15 protein-coding genes and 1 pseudogene are annotated in these 17,093 nt (G+C 65.6%); 11 read left to right on the top strand and 5 right to left on the bottom strand.

Annotation, left to right across the window (positions count from 1 at the left end):
• Nucleotides 1-169 precede the first annotated feature (169 nt).
• The 6 genes from VXJ37_RS03715 to eda all read left to right on the top strand — a co-directional run bounded on the left by VXJ37_RS03715 (nt 170) and on the right by eda (nt 6,924).
• Nucleotides 170-1,564, top strand: coding sequence for an MFS transporter (locus VXJ37_RS03715; protein ID WP_331321705.1), 1,395 nt, complete (start codon nt 170-172; stop codon nt 1,562-1,564).
• Nucleotides 1,561-2,583 (top strand): L-idonate 5-dehydrogenase, encoded by a 1,023-nt coding sequence (locus VXJ37_RS03710; RefSeq protein ID WP_331321704.1) that lies wholly within the window; start codon nt 1,561-1,563, stop codon nt 2,581-2,583. Before VXJ37_RS03715 ends, VXJ37_RS03710 begins: the two co-directional genes overlap by 4 nt.
• A 91-nt stretch (nt 2,584-2,674) precedes the next feature.
• On the top strand, nt 2,675-3,886 hold the full coding sequence (manD, locus tag VXJ37_RS03705) for a D-mannonate dehydratase ManD (protein ID WP_331321703.1): 1,212 nt from the start codon (nt 2,675-2,677) through the stop codon (nt 3,884-3,886).
• Nucleotides 3,883-4,854, top strand: coding sequence for a PfkB family carbohydrate kinase (locus tag VXJ37_RS03700; RefSeq protein WP_331321702.1), 972 nt, complete (start codon nt 3,883-3,885; stop codon nt 4,852-4,854). Before manD ends, VXJ37_RS03700 begins: the two co-directional genes overlap by 4 nt.
• Nucleotides 4,842-6,308 (top strand): mannitol dehydrogenase family protein, encoded by a 1,467-nt coding sequence (locus VXJ37_RS03695; protein ID WP_331321823.1) that lies wholly within the window; start codon nt 4,842-4,844, stop codon nt 6,306-6,308. The genes VXJ37_RS03700 and VXJ37_RS03695 overlap by 13 nt, the downstream gene beginning before the upstream one ends.
• Nucleotides 6,301-6,924, top strand: coding sequence for a bifunctional 4-hydroxy-2-oxoglutarate aldolase/2-dehydro-3-deoxy-phosphogluconate aldolase (gene eda / locus VXJ37_RS03690; protein ID WP_331321701.1), 624 nt, complete (start codon nt 6,301-6,303; stop codon nt 6,922-6,924). The genes VXJ37_RS03695 and eda overlap by 8 nt, the downstream gene beginning before the upstream one ends.
• Nucleotides 6,925-7,381: 457 nt before the next feature.
• Here the strand turns inward: eda and VXJ37_RS03685 are convergent, their stop codons facing one another.
• The 4 genes from VXJ37_RS03685 to VXJ37_RS03670 all read right to left on the bottom strand — a co-directional run bounded on the left by VXJ37_RS03685 (nt 7,382) and on the right by VXJ37_RS03670 (nt 10,837).
• Nucleotides 7,382-8,095, bottom strand: a complete 714-nt coding sequence (locus tag VXJ37_RS03685; protein ID WP_331321700.1) for an SDR family oxidoreductase — start codon at nt 8,093-8,095, stop codon at nt 7,382-7,384.
• Nucleotides 8,096-8,266: 171 nt separating this feature from the next.
• Nucleotides 8,267-8,869, bottom strand: a complete 603-nt coding sequence (locus VXJ37_RS03680; RefSeq protein WP_331321699.1) for a TetR/AcrR family transcriptional regulator — start codon at nt 8,867-8,869, stop codon at nt 8,267-8,269.
• A gap of 61 nt (nt 8,870-8,930) precedes the next feature.
• Complete coding sequence (locus VXJ37_RS03675) at nt 8,931-9,761, bottom strand: alpha/beta fold hydrolase (RefSeq protein ID WP_331321698.1); 831 nt, start codon at nt 9,759-9,761, stop codon at nt 8,931-8,933.
• Nucleotides 9,762-9,784: 23 nt separating this feature from the next.
• Complete coding sequence (locus VXJ37_RS03670) at nt 9,785-10,837, bottom strand: NADP-dependent oxidoreductase (RefSeq protein ID WP_331321697.1); 1,053 nt, start codon at nt 10,835-10,837, stop codon at nt 9,785-9,787.
• A gap of 62 nt (nt 10,838-10,899) precedes the next feature.
• Between VXJ37_RS03670 and VXJ37_RS21105 the strand changes: the two genes are divergently transcribed.
• From VXJ37_RS21105 to VXJ37_RS03660, 4 genes and pseudogenes are all read left to right on the top strand, one after another.
• On the top strand, nt 10,900-11,136 hold the full coding sequence (locus VXJ37_RS21105) for an SDR family NAD(P)-dependent oxidoreductase (RefSeq protein ID WP_369605600.1): 237 nt from the start codon (nt 10,900-10,902) through the stop codon (nt 11,134-11,136).
• Nucleotides 11,137-11,169: 33 nt separating this feature from the next.
• Nucleotides 11,170-11,439 (top strand): annotated as a pseudogene (locus VXJ37_RS21100) (SDR family oxidoreductase); the annotation flags it as partial.
• 256 nt (nt 11,440-11,695) lie between these two features.
• Nucleotides 11,696-13,165 carry an MGDG synthase family glycosyltransferase gene (locus VXJ37_RS03665; protein WP_331321696.1) on the top strand — a complete coding sequence of 490 codons (1,470 nt, stop codon included), beginning with the start codon at nt 11,696-11,698 and terminating at the stop codon, nt 13,163-13,165.
• A 599-nt stretch (nt 13,166-13,764) separates the two neighbouring features.
• On the top strand, nt 13,765-13,968 hold the full coding sequence (locus VXJ37_RS03660) for a hypothetical protein (protein WP_331321695.1): 204 nt from the start codon (nt 13,765-13,767) through the stop codon (nt 13,966-13,968).
• A 725-nt stretch (nt 13,969-14,693) separates the two neighbouring features.
• Here the strand turns inward: VXJ37_RS03660 and VXJ37_RS03655 are convergent.
• Nucleotides 14,694-15,560 carry a GntR family transcriptional regulator gene (locus VXJ37_RS03655; RefSeq protein ID WP_331321694.1) on the bottom strand — a complete coding sequence of 289 codons (867 nt, stop codon included), beginning with the start codon at nt 15,558-15,560 and terminating at the stop codon, nt 14,694-14,696.
• A 267-nt stretch (nt 15,561-15,827) separates the two neighbouring features.
• Here VXJ37_RS03655 and VXJ37_RS03650 point away from each other — a divergent pair, with 267 nt between their 5' ends.
• Complete coding sequence (locus VXJ37_RS03650) at nt 15,828-17,093, top strand: RuBisCO large subunit C-terminal-like domain-containing protein (RefSeq protein WP_331321693.1); 1,266 nt, start codon at nt 15,828-15,830, stop codon at nt 17,091-17,093.

The raw sequence follows: 17,093 nt of genomic DNA, 5'->3' as shown, positions 1-17,093 counted from the left end.
TAACTGGTTGACACACTAGAATGGTAGTGCTTGTATGGTAGTGAAATCGAGGGGCTGCCCGTCGCTTCCGCCCTGTCACGCGGAGGGCCGGGCAGACCACAGGGTTTCCGCTGAACCATCCCCTTCACCGCTCTCCCCTTCGACTGCATCACCTGCAAAGGAGCAACTGATGACCGAAAGCATTGCGCCGCCCACCCCCGGGCAGGCCGAGGCCCGAAGCACCCGCGACCTCGCCAAGGTTGCCGTCTCCGGCTGGCTCGGAACGGCCATGGAGTTCATGGACTTCCAGCTGTACTCCCTGGCGGCGGCCATCGTCTTCAACAAGATCTTCTTCCCGGACGTCAGCCCTGTCATCGGCCTGATCGCAGCCATGGCCACCTACGGCGTGGGCTATGTGGCCCGCCTGTTCGGCGCCGTCTACTTCGGCCGCATGGGCGACAGGATCGGCCGCAAGAAGGTCCTGTACATCACGATCGCCCTGATGGGAGCCTCCACCACCTTGATCGGTGTCCTCCCCACGTACGCCATGGTGGGCATCTTGGCTCCCATCCTTCTGGTGGCCCTGCGTCTCATCCAGGGTTTCGGGGCCGGTGCGGAGATCGCCGGCGCCACCGTGATGCTCGCGGAGTTCGCGTCCGCGCGCCGCCGCGGCGTCATTTCCTCCCTGGTCTGCCTGGGCACCAACTCCGGCACGCTCGGTGCGTCCGCCCTGTGGGCCATCCTGGTCGCGTCCCTGTCGCAGGAGGACCTGCTGAGCTGGGGCTGGCGCATTCCCTTCCTGGCCAGCTTCGTGATCATGCTGTTCGCCATCTGGATCCGGCGCTCCATTAAGGAAAGCCCGGTCTTCGAACAGCGCGCCGACGTCGTCGACGGTGTTGCCCTCACCAAGGACAAGATCAAGACCGCCGCCAAGGCACCCGAACTCAAGGGCACCAGCACCATCGAGGCCGCCCTGCACCAGAAGAAGGGGAAGTCCTTCCTGATCGCCCTCGGCCTGCGCTTCGGGCAGGCCGGCAACTCCGGCCTGGTGCAGACCTTCCTGGTGGGCTACCTCACCACTGTCCTGCTTGCGGACAAGACGGTGGGCACCAACGCGATCATGTACGGCTCCCTCCTGGGCTTCGTCACCATCCCCCTGATCGGGCTCCTCGGCGACCGGTTCGGCCGGCGCCCCCTGTATATCGCCCTCAGCGCCCTGACGGCCCTGTACGCCATCCCCATGATGCTGATGATTACCAGCGGCAACACAGCAATCATCACCATCGCCATGGTGATAGGCCTGAACCTCGGCGTGCTGAGCCTGTTCGCCATGGAGAGCGTCACGATGGCCGAGTTCTTCGGCGCCCGTACCCGCTTTACCCAGCTGGCCCTCGCCAAGGAAATCGGCGGAATCCTGGCCACCGCGATCGGCCCGCTGCTGGCGGCAACGCTGACAGCAGTCACCGGGCACTGGTGGCCGCTGGCCGCGATGGTCATTGGCTACTCGCTGATCACGCTCGTTTCGGCCGCCGTCGGCCCCGAGGTCCGCGGCCGCGACCTGGTCCGCCTCGAGGACGCTGTATGAAAGCCGTCGTAGTCCACGGCCCCAACGACCTGCGCATCGATGACCGGCCGGAACCGGTCGCCGGGCCAGGGGAAGTGGTGCTCGACGTCGAATGGGGCGGCATCTGCGGAAGTGACCTTTCGTACTGGCGCCACGGAGCGTCGGGGACGGCGGCGTTGAAGTCACCGCTGGTCCTGGGGCACGAGGTGGCGGGCCGGATCGCCCAGCTCGGCGCCGGCGTCGACCACCTCGAGGTGGGCCAGCCAGTTACGGTCCACCCGGCCGAACCCGTGGGAGACGGCATCCTGCCGGCGCGCCTGCAGGGCCGGACCAACCTGTACCCGCAGATCCGCTATTTCGGGTCGGCGGCGTTTGATCCGCACACGGATGGAGGCTTCAGCGAACGGAAGCTCGCCAAGGCATTCCAGGTCCGTCCCCTTCCTGACGGCGTGGACACCCTCCGCGGGGCGCTGGCGGAACCGCTCGCCGTCGCCATGCACGCGGTGGGCCGCGCGGGGAGCCTCAAAGGCCGTGACGTGCTGGTCAACGGTGCCGGACCCATCGGGTCGCTGGTCACTGCCGCGGCCAAGTTCGCGGGGGCCAGGACCGTGACCGCCACGGACATCAGCGACGCGTCCCTCCGGATAGCCAAGGCCATGGGCGCAGACGAGGTGCTCAACGTTTCGGACCACCCGCTGCCGGCCGACTTGGAGCTCGTCTTCGAGGCCACCGGAATCCCGGCAGTGCTCGGCGGCGTCCTGCGGGCCACGGCCCGCGGCGGCACCGTCGTCCAGGTGGGCAACCTGCCAGGCGCCCCGGCGGCCTCGGCGCTGGGGGACCTCGTCACCCGGGAGATCACCTGGATCGGCTCCTACCGGTTCGTCGAGGAGATCACCGACGCGCTGCTGGCCATGAAGGACGGGCTGGACGTCTCGCCCGTCATCACCCACAGGTTCGGCATCGACGACGCCGAACAAGCCATGCGGACCGCCGCGGATCCGGCCGCCGGCAGCAGCAAGGTCATGCTCCGCCTCTCCTGACCCAACCGACTGGCAGGAGATGCCGTTTTGAGCGTTCAAGACAGCATCTCCTGCGACCCACATTGAACATCCACCATTTGAAGGACTCCCAGTGAAGATCACCGACGCACGGGTAGTGGTTTCGTCACCCGGACGGAACTACGTCACGCTCGTAATTGAAACCGAGGACGGCATCACCGGCATCGGCGACGCCACCCTGAACGGTCGCGAGCTGGCGGTCGCGTCGTACCTCTCCGAGCACCTCTGCCCGCTGCTGATCGGCCGCGACGCCCGCCGCATCGAGGACGCCTGGCAGTACTTCTACAAGGGCGCCTACTGGCGCCGCGGCCCGGTAACCATGACCGCTATAGCCGCCATCGACGTCGCGCTCTGGGACATTAAAGGCAAAACCGCCGGCATGCCCGTCTACGAACTCCTCGGCGGTGCTGCCCGTGAGGGCGTCATGGTCTACGGCCACGCCAGCGGCACAACACTGGATGACCTCAGCGCCGACTTCCAACACCACCTCGACCTCGGCTATAAGGCCATCCGCGCCCAGGCCGCGGTTCCGGGCCTGGACAAGACCTACGGCATCGCGCCGGTGGACGGGAAGCTCTACGAACCGGCCAGCAGCAACGTGCCACAGGAAGACACCTGGGAAACCACCGCATACCTGGACTTCGCGCCGAAGCTGATGGCCCACGTCCGCGAACAGTTCGGCTATGGCGTCCACGTCCTGCACGACGTCCACCACCGCCTCACGCCCATCGAAGCCGGCCGGCTGGGTGCCTCGCTGGAGCAGTACCGGCCGTTCTGGATCGAGGATCCGACCCCGGCCGAGGACCAGTCGGCATTCCGGCTGATCCGCCAGCACACCACCACCCCCGTCGCCGTGGGCGAGGTCTTCAACTCGATCTGGGACTGCCAGCAGCTCATCACCGAACGCCTCATCGACTACATCCGCACCTCCGTCTCGCACGCGGGCGGTATCACGCACCTGCGCCGCATCTTCTCGCTTGCGGACCTGTACGGCGTCCGCTCCGGCTCACACGGCGCCGGGGACCTGTCCCCGGTTTCCTTCGCCGCCGCCCTGCACGTCGACATGTCCATCCCCAACTTCGGCATCCAGGAATACATGGGCCACCGCGACCCCGCGGGCGAGGTCTTCAAGGCGTCCTACACGTTCAGCGACGGCTACATGCACCCCGGTGACGCGCCCGGCCTGGGCGTAAAGTTCGACGAGGAAGCAGCACTCCGTTTCCCGTTCGAGCCCAGATACCTGCCGGTGAACCGGCGCCTCGACGGATCGGTGCACGACTGGTGAACGCTGCAGCACACAACACCTTCGACGTAGTGGTGATGGGGGAGATCCTCGTCGAGGTCGCCACCGACCTGCCCTTCGGCCACGGCGTGCCGGCACAGCTGGGCATCTCGGGTGACGCCCTCAATGTCGCCGCAGCCGCCGCAGCAGCGGGTGCCCGCGTGGGCCTGCTGTCCGTGCTGACCGACGACGACCTCGGCCAGGCGACAGCCGCCCGGATCGGAGAGCTGGGCGTTTCCACGGCACTCCTGAAGTTCCGCCGCGGCCAGCAGGGCGTGTACCTGGTGCACAGCGACCCCGCAGGCGAACGCGAGTTCTCCTACGCCCGCACCGGAAGTGTGGGCTCCACACTGGGACCGGACGACGTCGACCCCGACGTTTTCGCCGCAGCCGGCGCCGTGGTGGCGGGCGGCATCGCCTGCGCCATTTCGACGACGGCCCGCGCCGCCGTCGTCACAGCCGCCTCCGTTGCCCAGCGCTTCGTCTACGATCCCAACTTCCGGCCCCGCCTCACCACGGTGGAAGATGCGACGGCGGCACTCACCGAGCTTGCCCCGCAGGCGTTCCTGGTGACGCCGTCCTTCCCCGGCGAGACAAGTGCGCTGCTGGGGGTTTCGTCCGCGGAAGAAGCAGCAGCCACGCTCCGGGGCCTGGGAACCGCCAACATCGCCGTCACCTGCGGGGCGAAGGGCGTCCAGCTCGAAACCGACGGGATATCCGCCTGGATTCCGGCAATCCCGGCCCCCTCGGTGGTGGACCAGACCGGCGCCGGAGACGCGTTCGTCGGCACGCTCACCGCGCGCCTGGTGCTCGGTGACGACTTCCGGACCGCGGCCCGTTTCGGTGCTGCCGCATCCTCCCTCGTTGTGGGCGGCAAGGGCGGCACCAGCCTGATCCCGACCTTCAAACAGACCCGGGCCCACGCCGGCGCAGCCGCTACCATCGAAGGAGCCATGTCATCGAACGCCTGACAGCACCCTCGCTGGCCGCCGCCGGCCGGGAGCCCGACCTGCAGCGGGACACGCTGAGTCCGGGCATCGTCCACCTGGGCCTGGGAGCCTTCGCCCGCGCCCACACTGCCGTCTTCACCGAGGACGCCATGCTGTCCACCGTCGATTACGGGTGGGGGATCGTAGGGGTCACCCAGCGCTCGGACACCGTGGCCCGGCAGCTGGCACCGCAGGACGGACTGTTCACCGTCTCCGAGCGAGGAGAAGGTGCCGGGGCAGCCCGCGTGGTCTCCAGCATTGTCGAAGCCATTTCCGGCCATGACAATCCCGGACTGGTGGTGGAGCGGATTGCCGGCCCTGCCACGAAGATCCTCACCCTCACCATCACGGAAAAGGGCTATCGGTTCGATCCCCAAACCAAGACCCTCGACCTGACGGATCCCGACGTCCAGGCAGACCTCGCCGGAAGGCCCCCGCGGACCGCCATCGGGCAGATCGCCCGCGGACTGCAGCAGCGCCTGCGCACCGGAGCTGGCCCCGTCACCGTCGTATCCTGCGACAACCTGCCCGGCAACGGCGAACTCACTGAAACCCTCGTCCGGGACTTCGCATCCGCCCTGCCGGCACCCGAAAGCGGGGAGCTGCGCGCCTGGCTTCAGGAAAACGTGACGTTCCCGTCCACCATGGTGGACCGGATGGTGCCCGCCACCACCGAAGCCGACCTCACCGCCGTCGAACGTGAACTTGGCCTCCGCGACGAAGCCGCCGTCGTGGCCGAACCCTTCAAACAGTGGGTCATCGAGGACAATTTCGCCGCCGGCCGGCCGCGTTGGGAAGACGCCGGCGCCCTGTTCACAGCTGACGTCGCCGCCTGGGAATCCGCCAAGCTGCGGCTGCTCAACGCCAGCCACTCGATGCTGGCCTACCTGGGACTCACCGCCGGCAGGGAGACCATCAGCGACGCCGTTGCGGTGCATGACTTCCGCGCTGCGTGCCGGCGCATGATGCTGGAGGAAGCCCTGCCCAGCATCAGCCTCCCGGCCGAACTGGACGGGGAGCGGTACTGCGAGGACGTCCTGCGCCGGTTCGCGAACCCTGCCCTGGGCCACACCACGGCGAAAGTGGGCAGCGACGGGTCACAGAAGATCGGACTGCGCCTGCTTCCCACCATCCAGGGAACGCTCGACGCCGGCCGCGAACCACGGTGGGCAGCCCTCGCCGTTGCCGCGTGGATGCACCACGTGGCCACCACGGCGGAACAGGACCTGAACGATCCGCTGGCGAAGGACCTGCAGGCCGCCCTTCCCGAAATTCGCACCGCAGAGACCGTGGTACCCGCTCTGCTGGGCTTCCGGTCCGTCTTTGACCCCGACCTGGCGCAGCACACGGGGCTCAGGGAACTGCTGCAGCACTGGTACCGCATCCTGGAAACTGACGGGCCGGCAGGCCTGGGAAATGAGCTCAACCATGGCTGACGCAACAGGCGTCCTGAACATCTCGCCGGTCATCCCGGTGGTCACCATCGATGACCCGCAGGACGCGGTGCCCCTGGCCCGCGCCCTGGTGGCCGGCGGCGTGAAAATCATCGAACTGACCCTCCGCACCGACACGGCACTGACCTCACTGAAGCTGATCGCAGAAGAGGTGCCGGACATCCTGGTCGGCGCCGGCACCATCCTCACGCCCGCGCAGGCCGATGCCGCAGTACAGGCCGGGGCGAAATTCCTGGTCAGCCCCGGCGTCACCCCGGCACTGCTCCGGCACATGCTGTCGCTGGACGTTCCGGTGCTGCCCGGCGTCGCCACCGTGGGCGAGGTGATGGCGGTCCTGGAACAGGGCCTGGACGCCATGAAGTTCTTCCCCGCCGGCCCGGCAGGCGGCCCGAACTATCTGGCGGCGATCGGTGCGCCCATCCCGCATGTGCAGTTCTGCCCCACCGGCGGCATCAGCGTGGCCACCGCCCCAGACTACCTCAAGCTGCCCAACGTGGCATGCGTGGGCGGCAGCTGGCTCACCCCGGCAGACGCCGTCGCGGCCAAGGACTGGGGCCGCGTCAGCAGCTTGGCCGCGGAGGTGGCCTGCAATCTATAACGTCTACTCTGACGGGCTGAAGAAAGAGCTGCCGCTTGCCCGACCGCGATAGGCGGCATCCGTGATTACCTAGCTCTATACCTCGCACTTGAGCGCCGACAATGAAGATTCCGTCATCTGCGGGTCTGTCGCTGGTCGTTGGACTGGGCGTCGTTCTGAAAGGGGACCAGCTGCGGGTTGATGGGCTGAAGTGCAACTCGGGTCCACGAGGCCCGAAACCGTCTGACCTAACGCTACTCGGGCCAAGTTCCAGCAGAATCAGTTCGTGTCGTTCTGAACGGCGGGACGATAACTGGGCATCATGTCGAGTTCCAGTGCGATATACGGTGCGGCGGTCTTTCCTGAAGGGTGATGCCGGGAATGCCTCCTTCCACCTGGCCTTCGCGTTGCAGGCCCACGGGGTGCCAGGTTGCGGCCGCTGTCTTGGGGGACGGAGCTGTACCGCAGCCCGCGCCTCTTATGCGGTGGTGGCTTGGAGTTGCGGGTAGAGGTCTTCGATCCCGGCACTGAGTCCGGCTTTGACATGCACTGATGCCTCGTCGGCGAGCACTTCGTAGTTGCCGGCTTCGAGGGCGTCGAAGACGCGGCTGGCCAGGACTGCAGGCGGGAGCTTGGGCTCGGTGGTGTGCGCGGCCATAGGGGTGTCGACCCACCCCACGTGCACGCCGAGGACGTGAACGCCGTCGGGGGCGAGCTCGAGCCGCAGAGCGTTGGTGGCTGACCAGAGAGCGGCTTTGGAGACGCTGTAGACGCCGGCCGTTGCATACCAGCTCAGTACCGAGTGGATGTTGACCATCGCCGTGCCTTCGTGCTCGCTGAGTATGGGAGCAAAGGCGCGGGCCAGGAGGAGTGGACCGAAGAAGTTGGTTTCCATGGTGGAGCGGATGTCTTCCTCGGGCAGGGTCAGCAGGCTGGCGCTGGCGGGGGAGGCACCGGCGTTGTTGATGAGCACTGTGACGTCGGGTGCTGCCTCCACCGCTGCCCTGATGGAGGCAGGGTCGGTTACGTCCAGGGTGAGGGGCACGATGCGGTCGTCGTCCCAGATGCGGGGATAGCGGGCGGTGGCGTAGACCTTGGCAGCGCCGCGCGTGAGGGCTTCGCGGACGAACTCTGTACCGATCCCGCCGTTTGCGCCGGTGACGAGGAGGACAGCTCCATTGAGGGAAGTCATGATTGATTGCCTTTTCGAGTGGGGTGCCCGGAATTTTGGGCAGCGGGGGAGTGGATATGCCAGTATTCCGCGGGGTTCTCGACGGGAGAAGCGCCCCGCATCGGGCTGTGATCGTCGGGTACCGGGAGGGAGGGGGTTGCCCGACTAGACGATGGCGGCCGGTGTTGCTTGTCAGGCGGGGAGGATGGCTGCTATCTGGTTTCGGATGTCCAGGATGAGGTCGTCTGTGGAGCGGGAAGCGTTGATTGAGGCCGCCATGGTGAGGAACATGATGGCCGAGACGATGTGGGCAAGAGTGGCCGCTGCGTCGGCGGTGGTGCGGCCGCCCCGTGCGAGCACGTCGGCGATGGACGCCTCGGTGCCGGCGGCGAGGGCAAGTGCCTCATGGTGGTGGGGCTCGTTGGGATCACCGAATACCATTTCCCGCAGGTAGGTGCGTCCGTTGTCGATCTGGGTCCGGTTGCATTCCACTACGGGCCGGACGATGGCCATGACGGCATCGAGCGGTGCGGTGGTTTCCGCTGCGCCGGCCGTGCCCTTGGCGAGGGCGTCGGCGTAGGCCGAGTTTTGCACGAGCAACAGCAGTTCACCTTTGCTCTTGGCATAGAGGAACAGGGTGCCCGTGCCAATGTCGGCCTTTTCCGCAATCTGCTGGGTGGTGACGTCGTCAATGCCATGTTCGGCAAGGAGTTCCCGGGCAGCCTCAGTGATCCGGTCAAGCTTGGCCTGCTTGTTCCGTTCCCGCCGGGAGACGGGCTGGGGCGCAAGATGCATGGCGGGGTGTCCTCCGGAAGGGTCATGGTCATGGACTGATTCGAGTCTAGCCAACGGGGGGTCAGCGTTGGAGGAACTCGATGGCAAGGGGAACGAACTGATGATGGAATTGGAAGATGCCGCCGTGGCCGGAATCCGGATAAATGACCAGTTCCGAGCCAGCGATGCGCCGGTGAAGGACCTCTGACAGGACCGAGGGGACCATGCGGTCATTGTCGCCGTTAGCGATCAGCGTGTGATGGCTGATCGTGGACAGGTCGGCCGGCTCGGCGCGGCCCCAGTTCCTGATTGCTTTTAGCTGGGCCTGGAACGCTTGGATCCGGACCGGCCGGTCACGCCCGTCCTTTCGCTCCTGCAGGCTTGCGATGAACGCTTTTGCCGCCCGCGTGCCCACAGCGTTTCTGTTGAAGAAAAGGAATTCCTTGGGGTCAGCCCGGACCAGGGTGGCCCGGAGTATGTCGAAGTACGTGACCCGCGCAACCTTGTCCATGCCTTTCCCGCCCCGGGGCCCCGTTCCGGCGAGGATGAGTTTCCGGACCAGTCCCGGGTGCTTGCCGATGAGGGCCTGCGCCACCATCCCACCAAGGGAGAAGGCGAAAATGTCCACCTGGGACAGGCCCAGGGCACGGATGAAAGTGACGGCATCGTCGGCCATTGCCTCGATGCTGTCCGGCGCCTTCCCGGTGGTGGCGCCGAGACCTCGATTATTGAAGGTGATGACGTGGTGTTCTTTGGCGATGGGGTCGATCACCCGCGGGTCCCAGTTGTCCAGGTTGCCGGCAAGGTGCAGGAAGAAGACCACGGGAACTCCGCCTCGTGGACGCAATTCACGGTATGTATAGGTAACGCCGCCGGCCGTGATGCTCTGCGTTTGTGCATCAGCATACGACACGGCCGCGCTGCCTTGAGCGGCGCTCACGCCCGGTCCCCGCGTTCGTGCTGCCGGGCCGCTTGGGCCGGGACGCCTTCGGTTGGGGGATTGACGACGACGGCCTTGCCGCGCATGCCTCCACGTCCCAGCGCCTGCAACGCATCGGGGAGCTGGGCGAACGGGGTGACGCGTCCGACGACGGGCCGCACCACGCCGTCGTCGACCAGCCTTGCGATTCGGGCCAGCTGATCGCCGCTGGCATACATGAAAAGGAATTCGTAGCGCACTCCCCGGCGGCGTGCGTGGCCGCGGATGCGCCGGCTCAGGCCGGCGATGGCGAGCCGGAGCACAGGGTTGAGGCCGCCTTCCCTTGCGAAGGCCGGGTCCGGCGGTCCTGCAATTCCGATTACCATGCCGCCCGGCCTGAGGATGCGGAGGGATTTTTCCAGGTTCCGGCCGCCGAGGCTGTCGAGGACCAGGTCGTAGCCGCTGAGGATCTCCTCGAAGTCCTGGTCCCGGTAATCGATGACGACATCGGCGCCGAGAGCGCGGACGAACTCCGCGTTCGCAGCGCTGGCCGTGGCAGCCACCGTGGCGCCGAGGTGCTTTGCCAGCTGGATGGCGATGGAACCAACACCGCCTGCGCCGGCGTGGATGAGGACCTTCTGGCCGGCTTGGACGTTGCCGCGTTCAACCAGGGCCTGCCACGCGGTCAAGGCCACCAGCGGAAGGGACCCCGCCTCGGCCATGGTGATGGACACCGGCTTGAGCGCAAGGTCTGCCTGGTTGACGGCAATGCGTTCGGCAAAAGTGCCGATCCGGTCCTTGCCCGGCCTGGCGAACACCTCGTCCCCCGGCCTGAAGGCGGTCACTTTTGTTCCGACCTCAAGCACTGTCCCCGCCATATCGTTTCCGAGCACAAGGGGCAGTGGGTAGGGGAGGATCTGCTTGAACTCGCCGAGCCGGATTTTTTCGTCGAGCTGGTTGAGTCCGGCTGCCTCCACCCGCACCAGGACATCGTGCTCACCGACCACCGGCTCCGGAACCTCGGCCAGGTGAAGTTCGGCCTTGTACTTGTTAACGACAAACGCCTTCATGGTGAGTCCTCCTCATAAGTGACTGTACTCAATTATGATTCCACTCGAGTTTCTTAGTCAAGGTGACGCTTGCCACGACTTTTCCTTGCCCGGCCGTGCTGCCCGTTCATGTGGCAGGCCGGAGATGGAGCATCATCAACATCGGCTCGATTGTAGGTCTCGCGGCCAATCCAGATCACGCTGTAGACGCCGCCTCCAAAGCTGGCATCCACGGCATGACCAGGGCGCTGCTGTGGACCTCGGGCCGGACAACATCAGGTGCAAGGCCATTGCACCAGGGTGGATTACCTCGGAAATGAGCGAAAACTACCTGCAGTTTCCAATCGGATCCCGCCGCCGGCAACACACTGCACCGGCTGCATCCCGCGGGCCGCTTGGGCGAGCCCAGAGACGTCGGCGAACTCGCAGTTTTCCTGGCCAGTCACCGCTCGGGCTTCCTGACCGGTGAAGTCATCACGCTCGACGGGGTGCGCGCGCACAGCCAAACTGCCGCTCCCTTTCTAAGCCGCACCGGCCCAACCACCGGTTTGACGTCCAAGCCCCTTCCCCGTAGGAACCTGCCCCTTCCACTCCTACGGCGCTTACCGTGCCGTGGCCGGTGATGAAATGAAGCAGTTTGCTGAAGCCGGCGGTTGTTGCTGCGACCGTTGGTGAGAGTTGTGTTGGCCGTATTCGGTGACACCGGCGACGTGGTGTGCATCGGCGTGGGTAGCAAGGCCAATAGTGACTTTGGGTAGTTCCTCGACCAATATGGCGGCGGCCCTGCTCTTCCTGGTGGTTGTGTGTTGCACGTTGGCCATGCTGATCGAGTACAAGTTGGGGTCCGGCGGTGGTGATACGGGCCGCTAGACTCTCTTCATGCGCAGTACGTCGGCACGAGGCCCCGACGCTGCTGGGAGGGAGCGCGTACTTATCCTGTCAGCGGGGGTAGGAGCGGGGCACAACAGCGCCGCGGCGGCGGTGCAGCAGGCGTGTGCCGCGCGAGCCGACGTCGACGAGGTGCAGGTGCTGGACGTGCTGCAGGTGAGCAGCGTGCTCTACCGCACACTGCTGGGAAAGGGTTACTTCGTCCTGGTCGAGGACTTGCCCTGGCTGGTCGAGTGGGGCTACGACATCAACGACCGTCCGTTCCGGCGGCGGGGCCCGGTAGACCCCTGGACACGGGTGAACGCTCTTCCGGTGATCGGTGCGATCCAGCGATTCCGGCCGACCGCGATCGTCTGCACGCACTTCCTGCCAGCCCAACTGCTGGCGTCACTGCTCCTTCGCGGCGTGATTGACGCGAGGACCGCCGTCGTTACAACGGATTACGACTTCCAGGGCCTATGGCTGACGGGCGCGTTCCACGCGCTCTTCCTGGCCAGGGAGGAAGGGAGGGTGGAACTGATGGCGCTTGGTTTGCCCCCCGACCGCGTCGCGGCCACGGGAATCCCTATCGCTACCCAGCCGAAGGAAGCGCCTGCGCGCGGTGCAAACGAGCCCCCGATGCTGCTGATCTCGGCGGGTGCGACTGGCGGCGACTACGCCGTCTCGGTCGTGCGGCAGACGTTGCACATGCGCTCGTCCTTCACGGCCACGGTCATGTGCGGACGGAACAATGCGCTGCGGCAGCATATCGAGCAGCTGGTGGCGCCCGCTGGCGACCGCTACCGCGTGCTTGGCTTCACGGCGGAGATGCCGCAGCTGCTGCGCCGCGCCGACCTGTTTGTGGGCAAGCCGGGCGGCTTGTCGGCGTCGGAGTGCATGGCTGCAGGACTGCCCATGGTGCTTGTGAACACCATCCCAGGGCAGGAGGTTCGCAACGGCGACTACCTGATGGAACAGGGGGCGGCGGTCCGGTGCAACTCTCCCGCAACGATCGGTTGGAAGATCGACGAGCTGCTGCGGGAGCCCGGTCGCCTGGAGCGGATGCAGGCGGCGGCGCGGAGAACGGGCCGGCCTAACGCTGCAGCGGACGTGCTGACCGGACTGCTGGACGGGCCGTCCCGCCCCCTGGTGGTGACACGCGCAGCGCAGAAAACGATACTCGCCGAGAGCGAGCGGCGCGTTGTTGCGACGGATCTGACGGGACCCTCCTCGCTGGTCCGCGTGGTCGACTTGGCCGGGGCCAGCACAGTCGCGCTGCTGCGAGCCGAGGAGCTGGGAGATCTGCAGAAGCGGTATGCCACCCCGGACGGGGGTCTGGTACTGCGGCGCGGCGACGCGCCCATGTCGCCCAGGGGAGAGGAGCGGCGGCTGCTCCGCGCCATTCTTCGGGGGGACGACGAGCTGCCCGTCCGTGTCGAGGGGCCCTCGCCACTCGACACGGACACGACCCTCAAGGACTGAAGTGCTGCAGTCACCGGAGGATGCCGTCACCGGAGGAGTTATGAAGGACAGTGCGCCCGTCAGGCCGTGCAGGCAGCTATCGGCCATGTGCCCCCCGATGTCGAGCTTGAAGACCTCGCCGGCCGCGTCCGGCTGCGACGGGATCCAGAGCTCGACGCGCTCGACTTTCTCCACCTCGTTGGATGACCAGTGCGGTCCACCATTCCGAGAATGCCTTCTCGCCGGCACGCCGGGCGCGAGGAGTTGTGCGCCGCGTCCCGGTCTGGGCATGGCGGCTCCTCTTGCGCTCGGTGAGCTCACGTGAGCGGACGAGGTTTAGCAGCGAACCCATCACGGAAGTGGACTACGTCCACGACATAAAGTACCTGGGCGACGATGTGCGGGCGCACGACCCGCACGTGCTCACCCCTGCTGCTCCGGCTGTTGACAGCCCTGAGGGGAGAGTCGGGAACCAAAAGTCCTTTCCTGTATACGTCTATGTCCAAGGCGGAGGCTGGACGTCCGGGGACATGTCAGCGCTGCCCTAGTACTGCGCGAACCACCTCCCAAAGCGGCACTTCCAAAGGGTAAGGTGTGCGCTATCCGACAAAGGAGTCACGATGAGCTACAAATATCGAACTGTCCGGGTTCGCGGTACCGAGTTGGTTGGAACAATCGCCAGGAAGCACGGGAGTGCGGCTGAAATCTACGAAACGTCCAAAGATCTGAGCACATCAGTAGTTCCGGTGTTCTTCGAGGCAACGGGCGAGATCCGTTTCTTCGACCGGTCAGTGCTGGAGGACGTTGCGGCACCAGCCACGTAACCCCGCCGAGGCATACCGGGGCAGCCACGCCGGCCTGGCTTGGCGGACCCGTTTCAGGGGTCAACGGGGGTGTGGACAATGTCCACACTTTCGCCGTCGAATCAGGTCGCACATCGGTCGGACTGCTTCGGATTCCGCATGTTTCCGCGGGTCCTCAGCGTTTGTAGCGCTCGGAAGGTAGTTTAGAGAGTCCCACCTCGGGCACAGTGTTTTCGCACGTCAGAGCCTTCTTGGCATGAGTAGTGTTGACAAAGATTGACATTTTCCCGCTTTAGGTGCGCGCCAGTCATTGATAAGTAGCATCAGGCCGCCCCGTGTAGAGCTGCATGCTGCCGCCGACTCCGCAACGTGCCGTAGCTTTTTGGCTGCCGGTCCGATGTGTGGTGTCTGACTAGGGCTCTTCTGGAGGCCTAGAGGTTGCCGGTACAAGCGTGGTGTTGCGACGCGCTTTCAGGCACCTCATGCGCAGACCCCCGTTGCGTTTGAGGTGCGTTCGGTTCCGGGTGCACTGGAGCTTCGCGTCGACGACACGCAGAAGACTGGCAAGGAGAATGATGCGCGTTGAGACCGCGCCCCAAGAGTCTCGAAACCGCGGGAATTAGTACGCTCGGGCGCGAGGCGCGGCAAGTCTTTCGCAACTTTGTTTGTTCGGCACTTGCGCTTCCGCGGGGTGCTGGGTTTCAACGTTTTTGCCAAGAGGTGTCTCTGTGCGGCGGCATCGCAGCCTAGTGTGCCCCTCGCTCAAGATCCGATAGTTCAGATTCCAGTTGCTGGGTCAGGGTCCGAAGGCGCTGGATGTGCTCTTGGGAGACGCGTGCGGGTTGGGTTGTGACTTGTGCGTCGACGTCGAAGACGGTGTTGGGGCTGTGCCAGACGTTGAACCACTCGAGGCCATGGCCGAGAGCGTCGCGGGTAACTCCTTGAAGTAGTAGCAGTGGTTCGCGCGTGTTGATGTTGAGCTTCCCGGCCAGGTCGGCGTCCGATGAGACTGCCTGTACTTGGCGTGGTCCGCCGGCGGGGTGGTAGCCGTGGTCGCGCATCAGGTTCAGGAGTGATGCGTTTTCCAGCAGTTCGGCGGTGAAGTGCGGGAAGAAGTCGCGAGGGACCCAGGTGCGCATGAAGGCTACGGGAAGGTCGTCGAGGTAGCGAATGCGCTCGATCTTCCAGGTGTTCGTGGTGTTGAGAGCCTCGACGCCGGCCCTGGGTGGCTCGGAGGGTTCCACGGTGAGGACGTGGGTGCGCAGGCGCTGGCCGTGTGCTGCGGCTTGTTCGTCCAGACCGCCCGCGCGCTGGACGTGACGGCGGAGGACTGGTGTTGCGGCTACTACGCTGCCGCGGCCGCGCTGGCGGCGAATCAGGCCCAGGTCGGCGAGGCCGGACAACGCCTGGCGGACGACGCTGCGGGAGACGCCGAACTGCCTCGTCAGCTCATCCTCGGTAGGGAGTGAAGAGCCTGGGGAGAGTCGCATGTCGACGATTTGCCGGTGGAGGATGTCCCGGATTTGGGCGTGGAGAGGACCTCCGTCTTCCCGGTTCAGAGGGCTGGTGCGTCCGGCCTGCTCTGCCGCTGTTTCTGTTGGTTCCAAGCTCACGTTGACTCCTCTGCGCTGTTCAAATCCTAGCCCCCACATCGCTGCTCCCGGGGGTGTAGTGATGTGGGCGGCCTTGACGTGACCTATGCCACCCATTATTGTACGTATCAAAGGTACGTACAACTTTGTTTCCCGGATCACAGATGATGCCGTGAACGCGAAGTCCCGAGTCACCTGCTTGAGCCCGCAGCGGCGCGTGAGCGAAGTGAAAGTACCTGCAGGTGACAGTCGGATACGTAAGTTTCAACCCCCACATTGGAGAGTTCCATGCGCGATTCGCGCTCGGTGCGTTGCACCTACTACCTAGAATCTGAAATTGACCCGGAAAAGGCCGCCGCCATCATGGCTGGCGAACAGTCCAGCGGCACCTTCCTGCCGGTACCGGGCGAATCCGCCCGGATCCGGGAGCGGCACGCGGCCCGCATCTCGGATGTCCAGGAACTCGGGTTTTGCCGCCCCTCCCTGCCATCACGGGCGAACCCGGAAAAGGTCCGTGCAGCGTTGGTCACCGTTGACTTCCCGATGGAGAACGTCGGCACCGACCTGGCGACGCTGCAGACAGCCATCGCAGGAAATCTCTTCGAACTCGGCGATCTTTACGCCTGCCGCCTTCAGGACATCCAGTTGCCGGAGGACTTCATCGCCGCCCACCCGGGGCCGGCGTTCGGTATCGCGGGGACCCGCAAACTCATCAGCGACGTCCAGGGCGTCATGGTCGGCACCATCGTCAAGCCCAACGTCGGGCTTTCCGAAGAGGAATTCCGGCTGGTGGTCCGCGACCTCGCGATGGCGTCCATCGACCTGATCAAGGACGATGAACTCATGACTGACCCGGCCTATTTGCCGCTGGAACGCAGGGTCGCCGTCGCCACCGAAGAAATCCGGGCCGCTGAGCAGGTCACCGGCCACTCGACCATGTACGCCTTCAACATCACCGGTGACCTCGCAGGCCTGCAAAAGCGCCACGACCTGGTCGTCGAAGCCGGCGGCCGCTGCGTGATGCTGAACATTCCCGTGATGGGGCTTCCGGCCCTGGCGATGCTGCGCAGCTTCGCAGAGGTTCCCATCCACGGCCACCGGGCCGGTCTCGCTGCCTCGATGAGGTCCAAGGCCCTGGGCATGGATTACCGGGTCTGGCAGCAGATGGCCCGCCTGGCCGGCGCAGACCACCTGCACGCCAGCGGGCTGGGCAGCAAGTTCTACGAACTCGACGAAGAAGTCGCCTCTAACATCCGCAGCCTGCTCGCACCTCTCGGACAATCCATCGCACCGCTTCCCGTGCTGTCGTCCGGGCAGAACGTCACCACCCCGGGCCCCACTTTCGAGGCTGTAGGCTCCGCCGACCTGATGATGCTCGCCGGAGGCGGAGTCGCCGCCCACCCGGACGGACCAGGAGCCGGAGTGCGCAGCCTCCGACAGGCCTGGGAAGCAGCTGTCGACGGAGTGCCCCTGCAGAGCGCAGCGGACACGCTCGCCCACACCGGGGACGATGCTCTCCTGCACGCAGTCCAGACATTCGCGAAAGGTGCCTGA

This window comes from Pseudarthrobacter phenanthrenivorans, assembly GCF_036455295.1.
In the GTDB taxonomy this organism is placed as follows: Bacteria; Actinomycetota; Actinomycetes; order Actinomycetales; family Micrococcaceae; genus Arthrobacter; species Arthrobacter phenanthrenivorans_C.
Note: the sequence above shows the minus strand (reverse complement) of the source record. Positions and strands in the feature narration are given on the sequence as shown.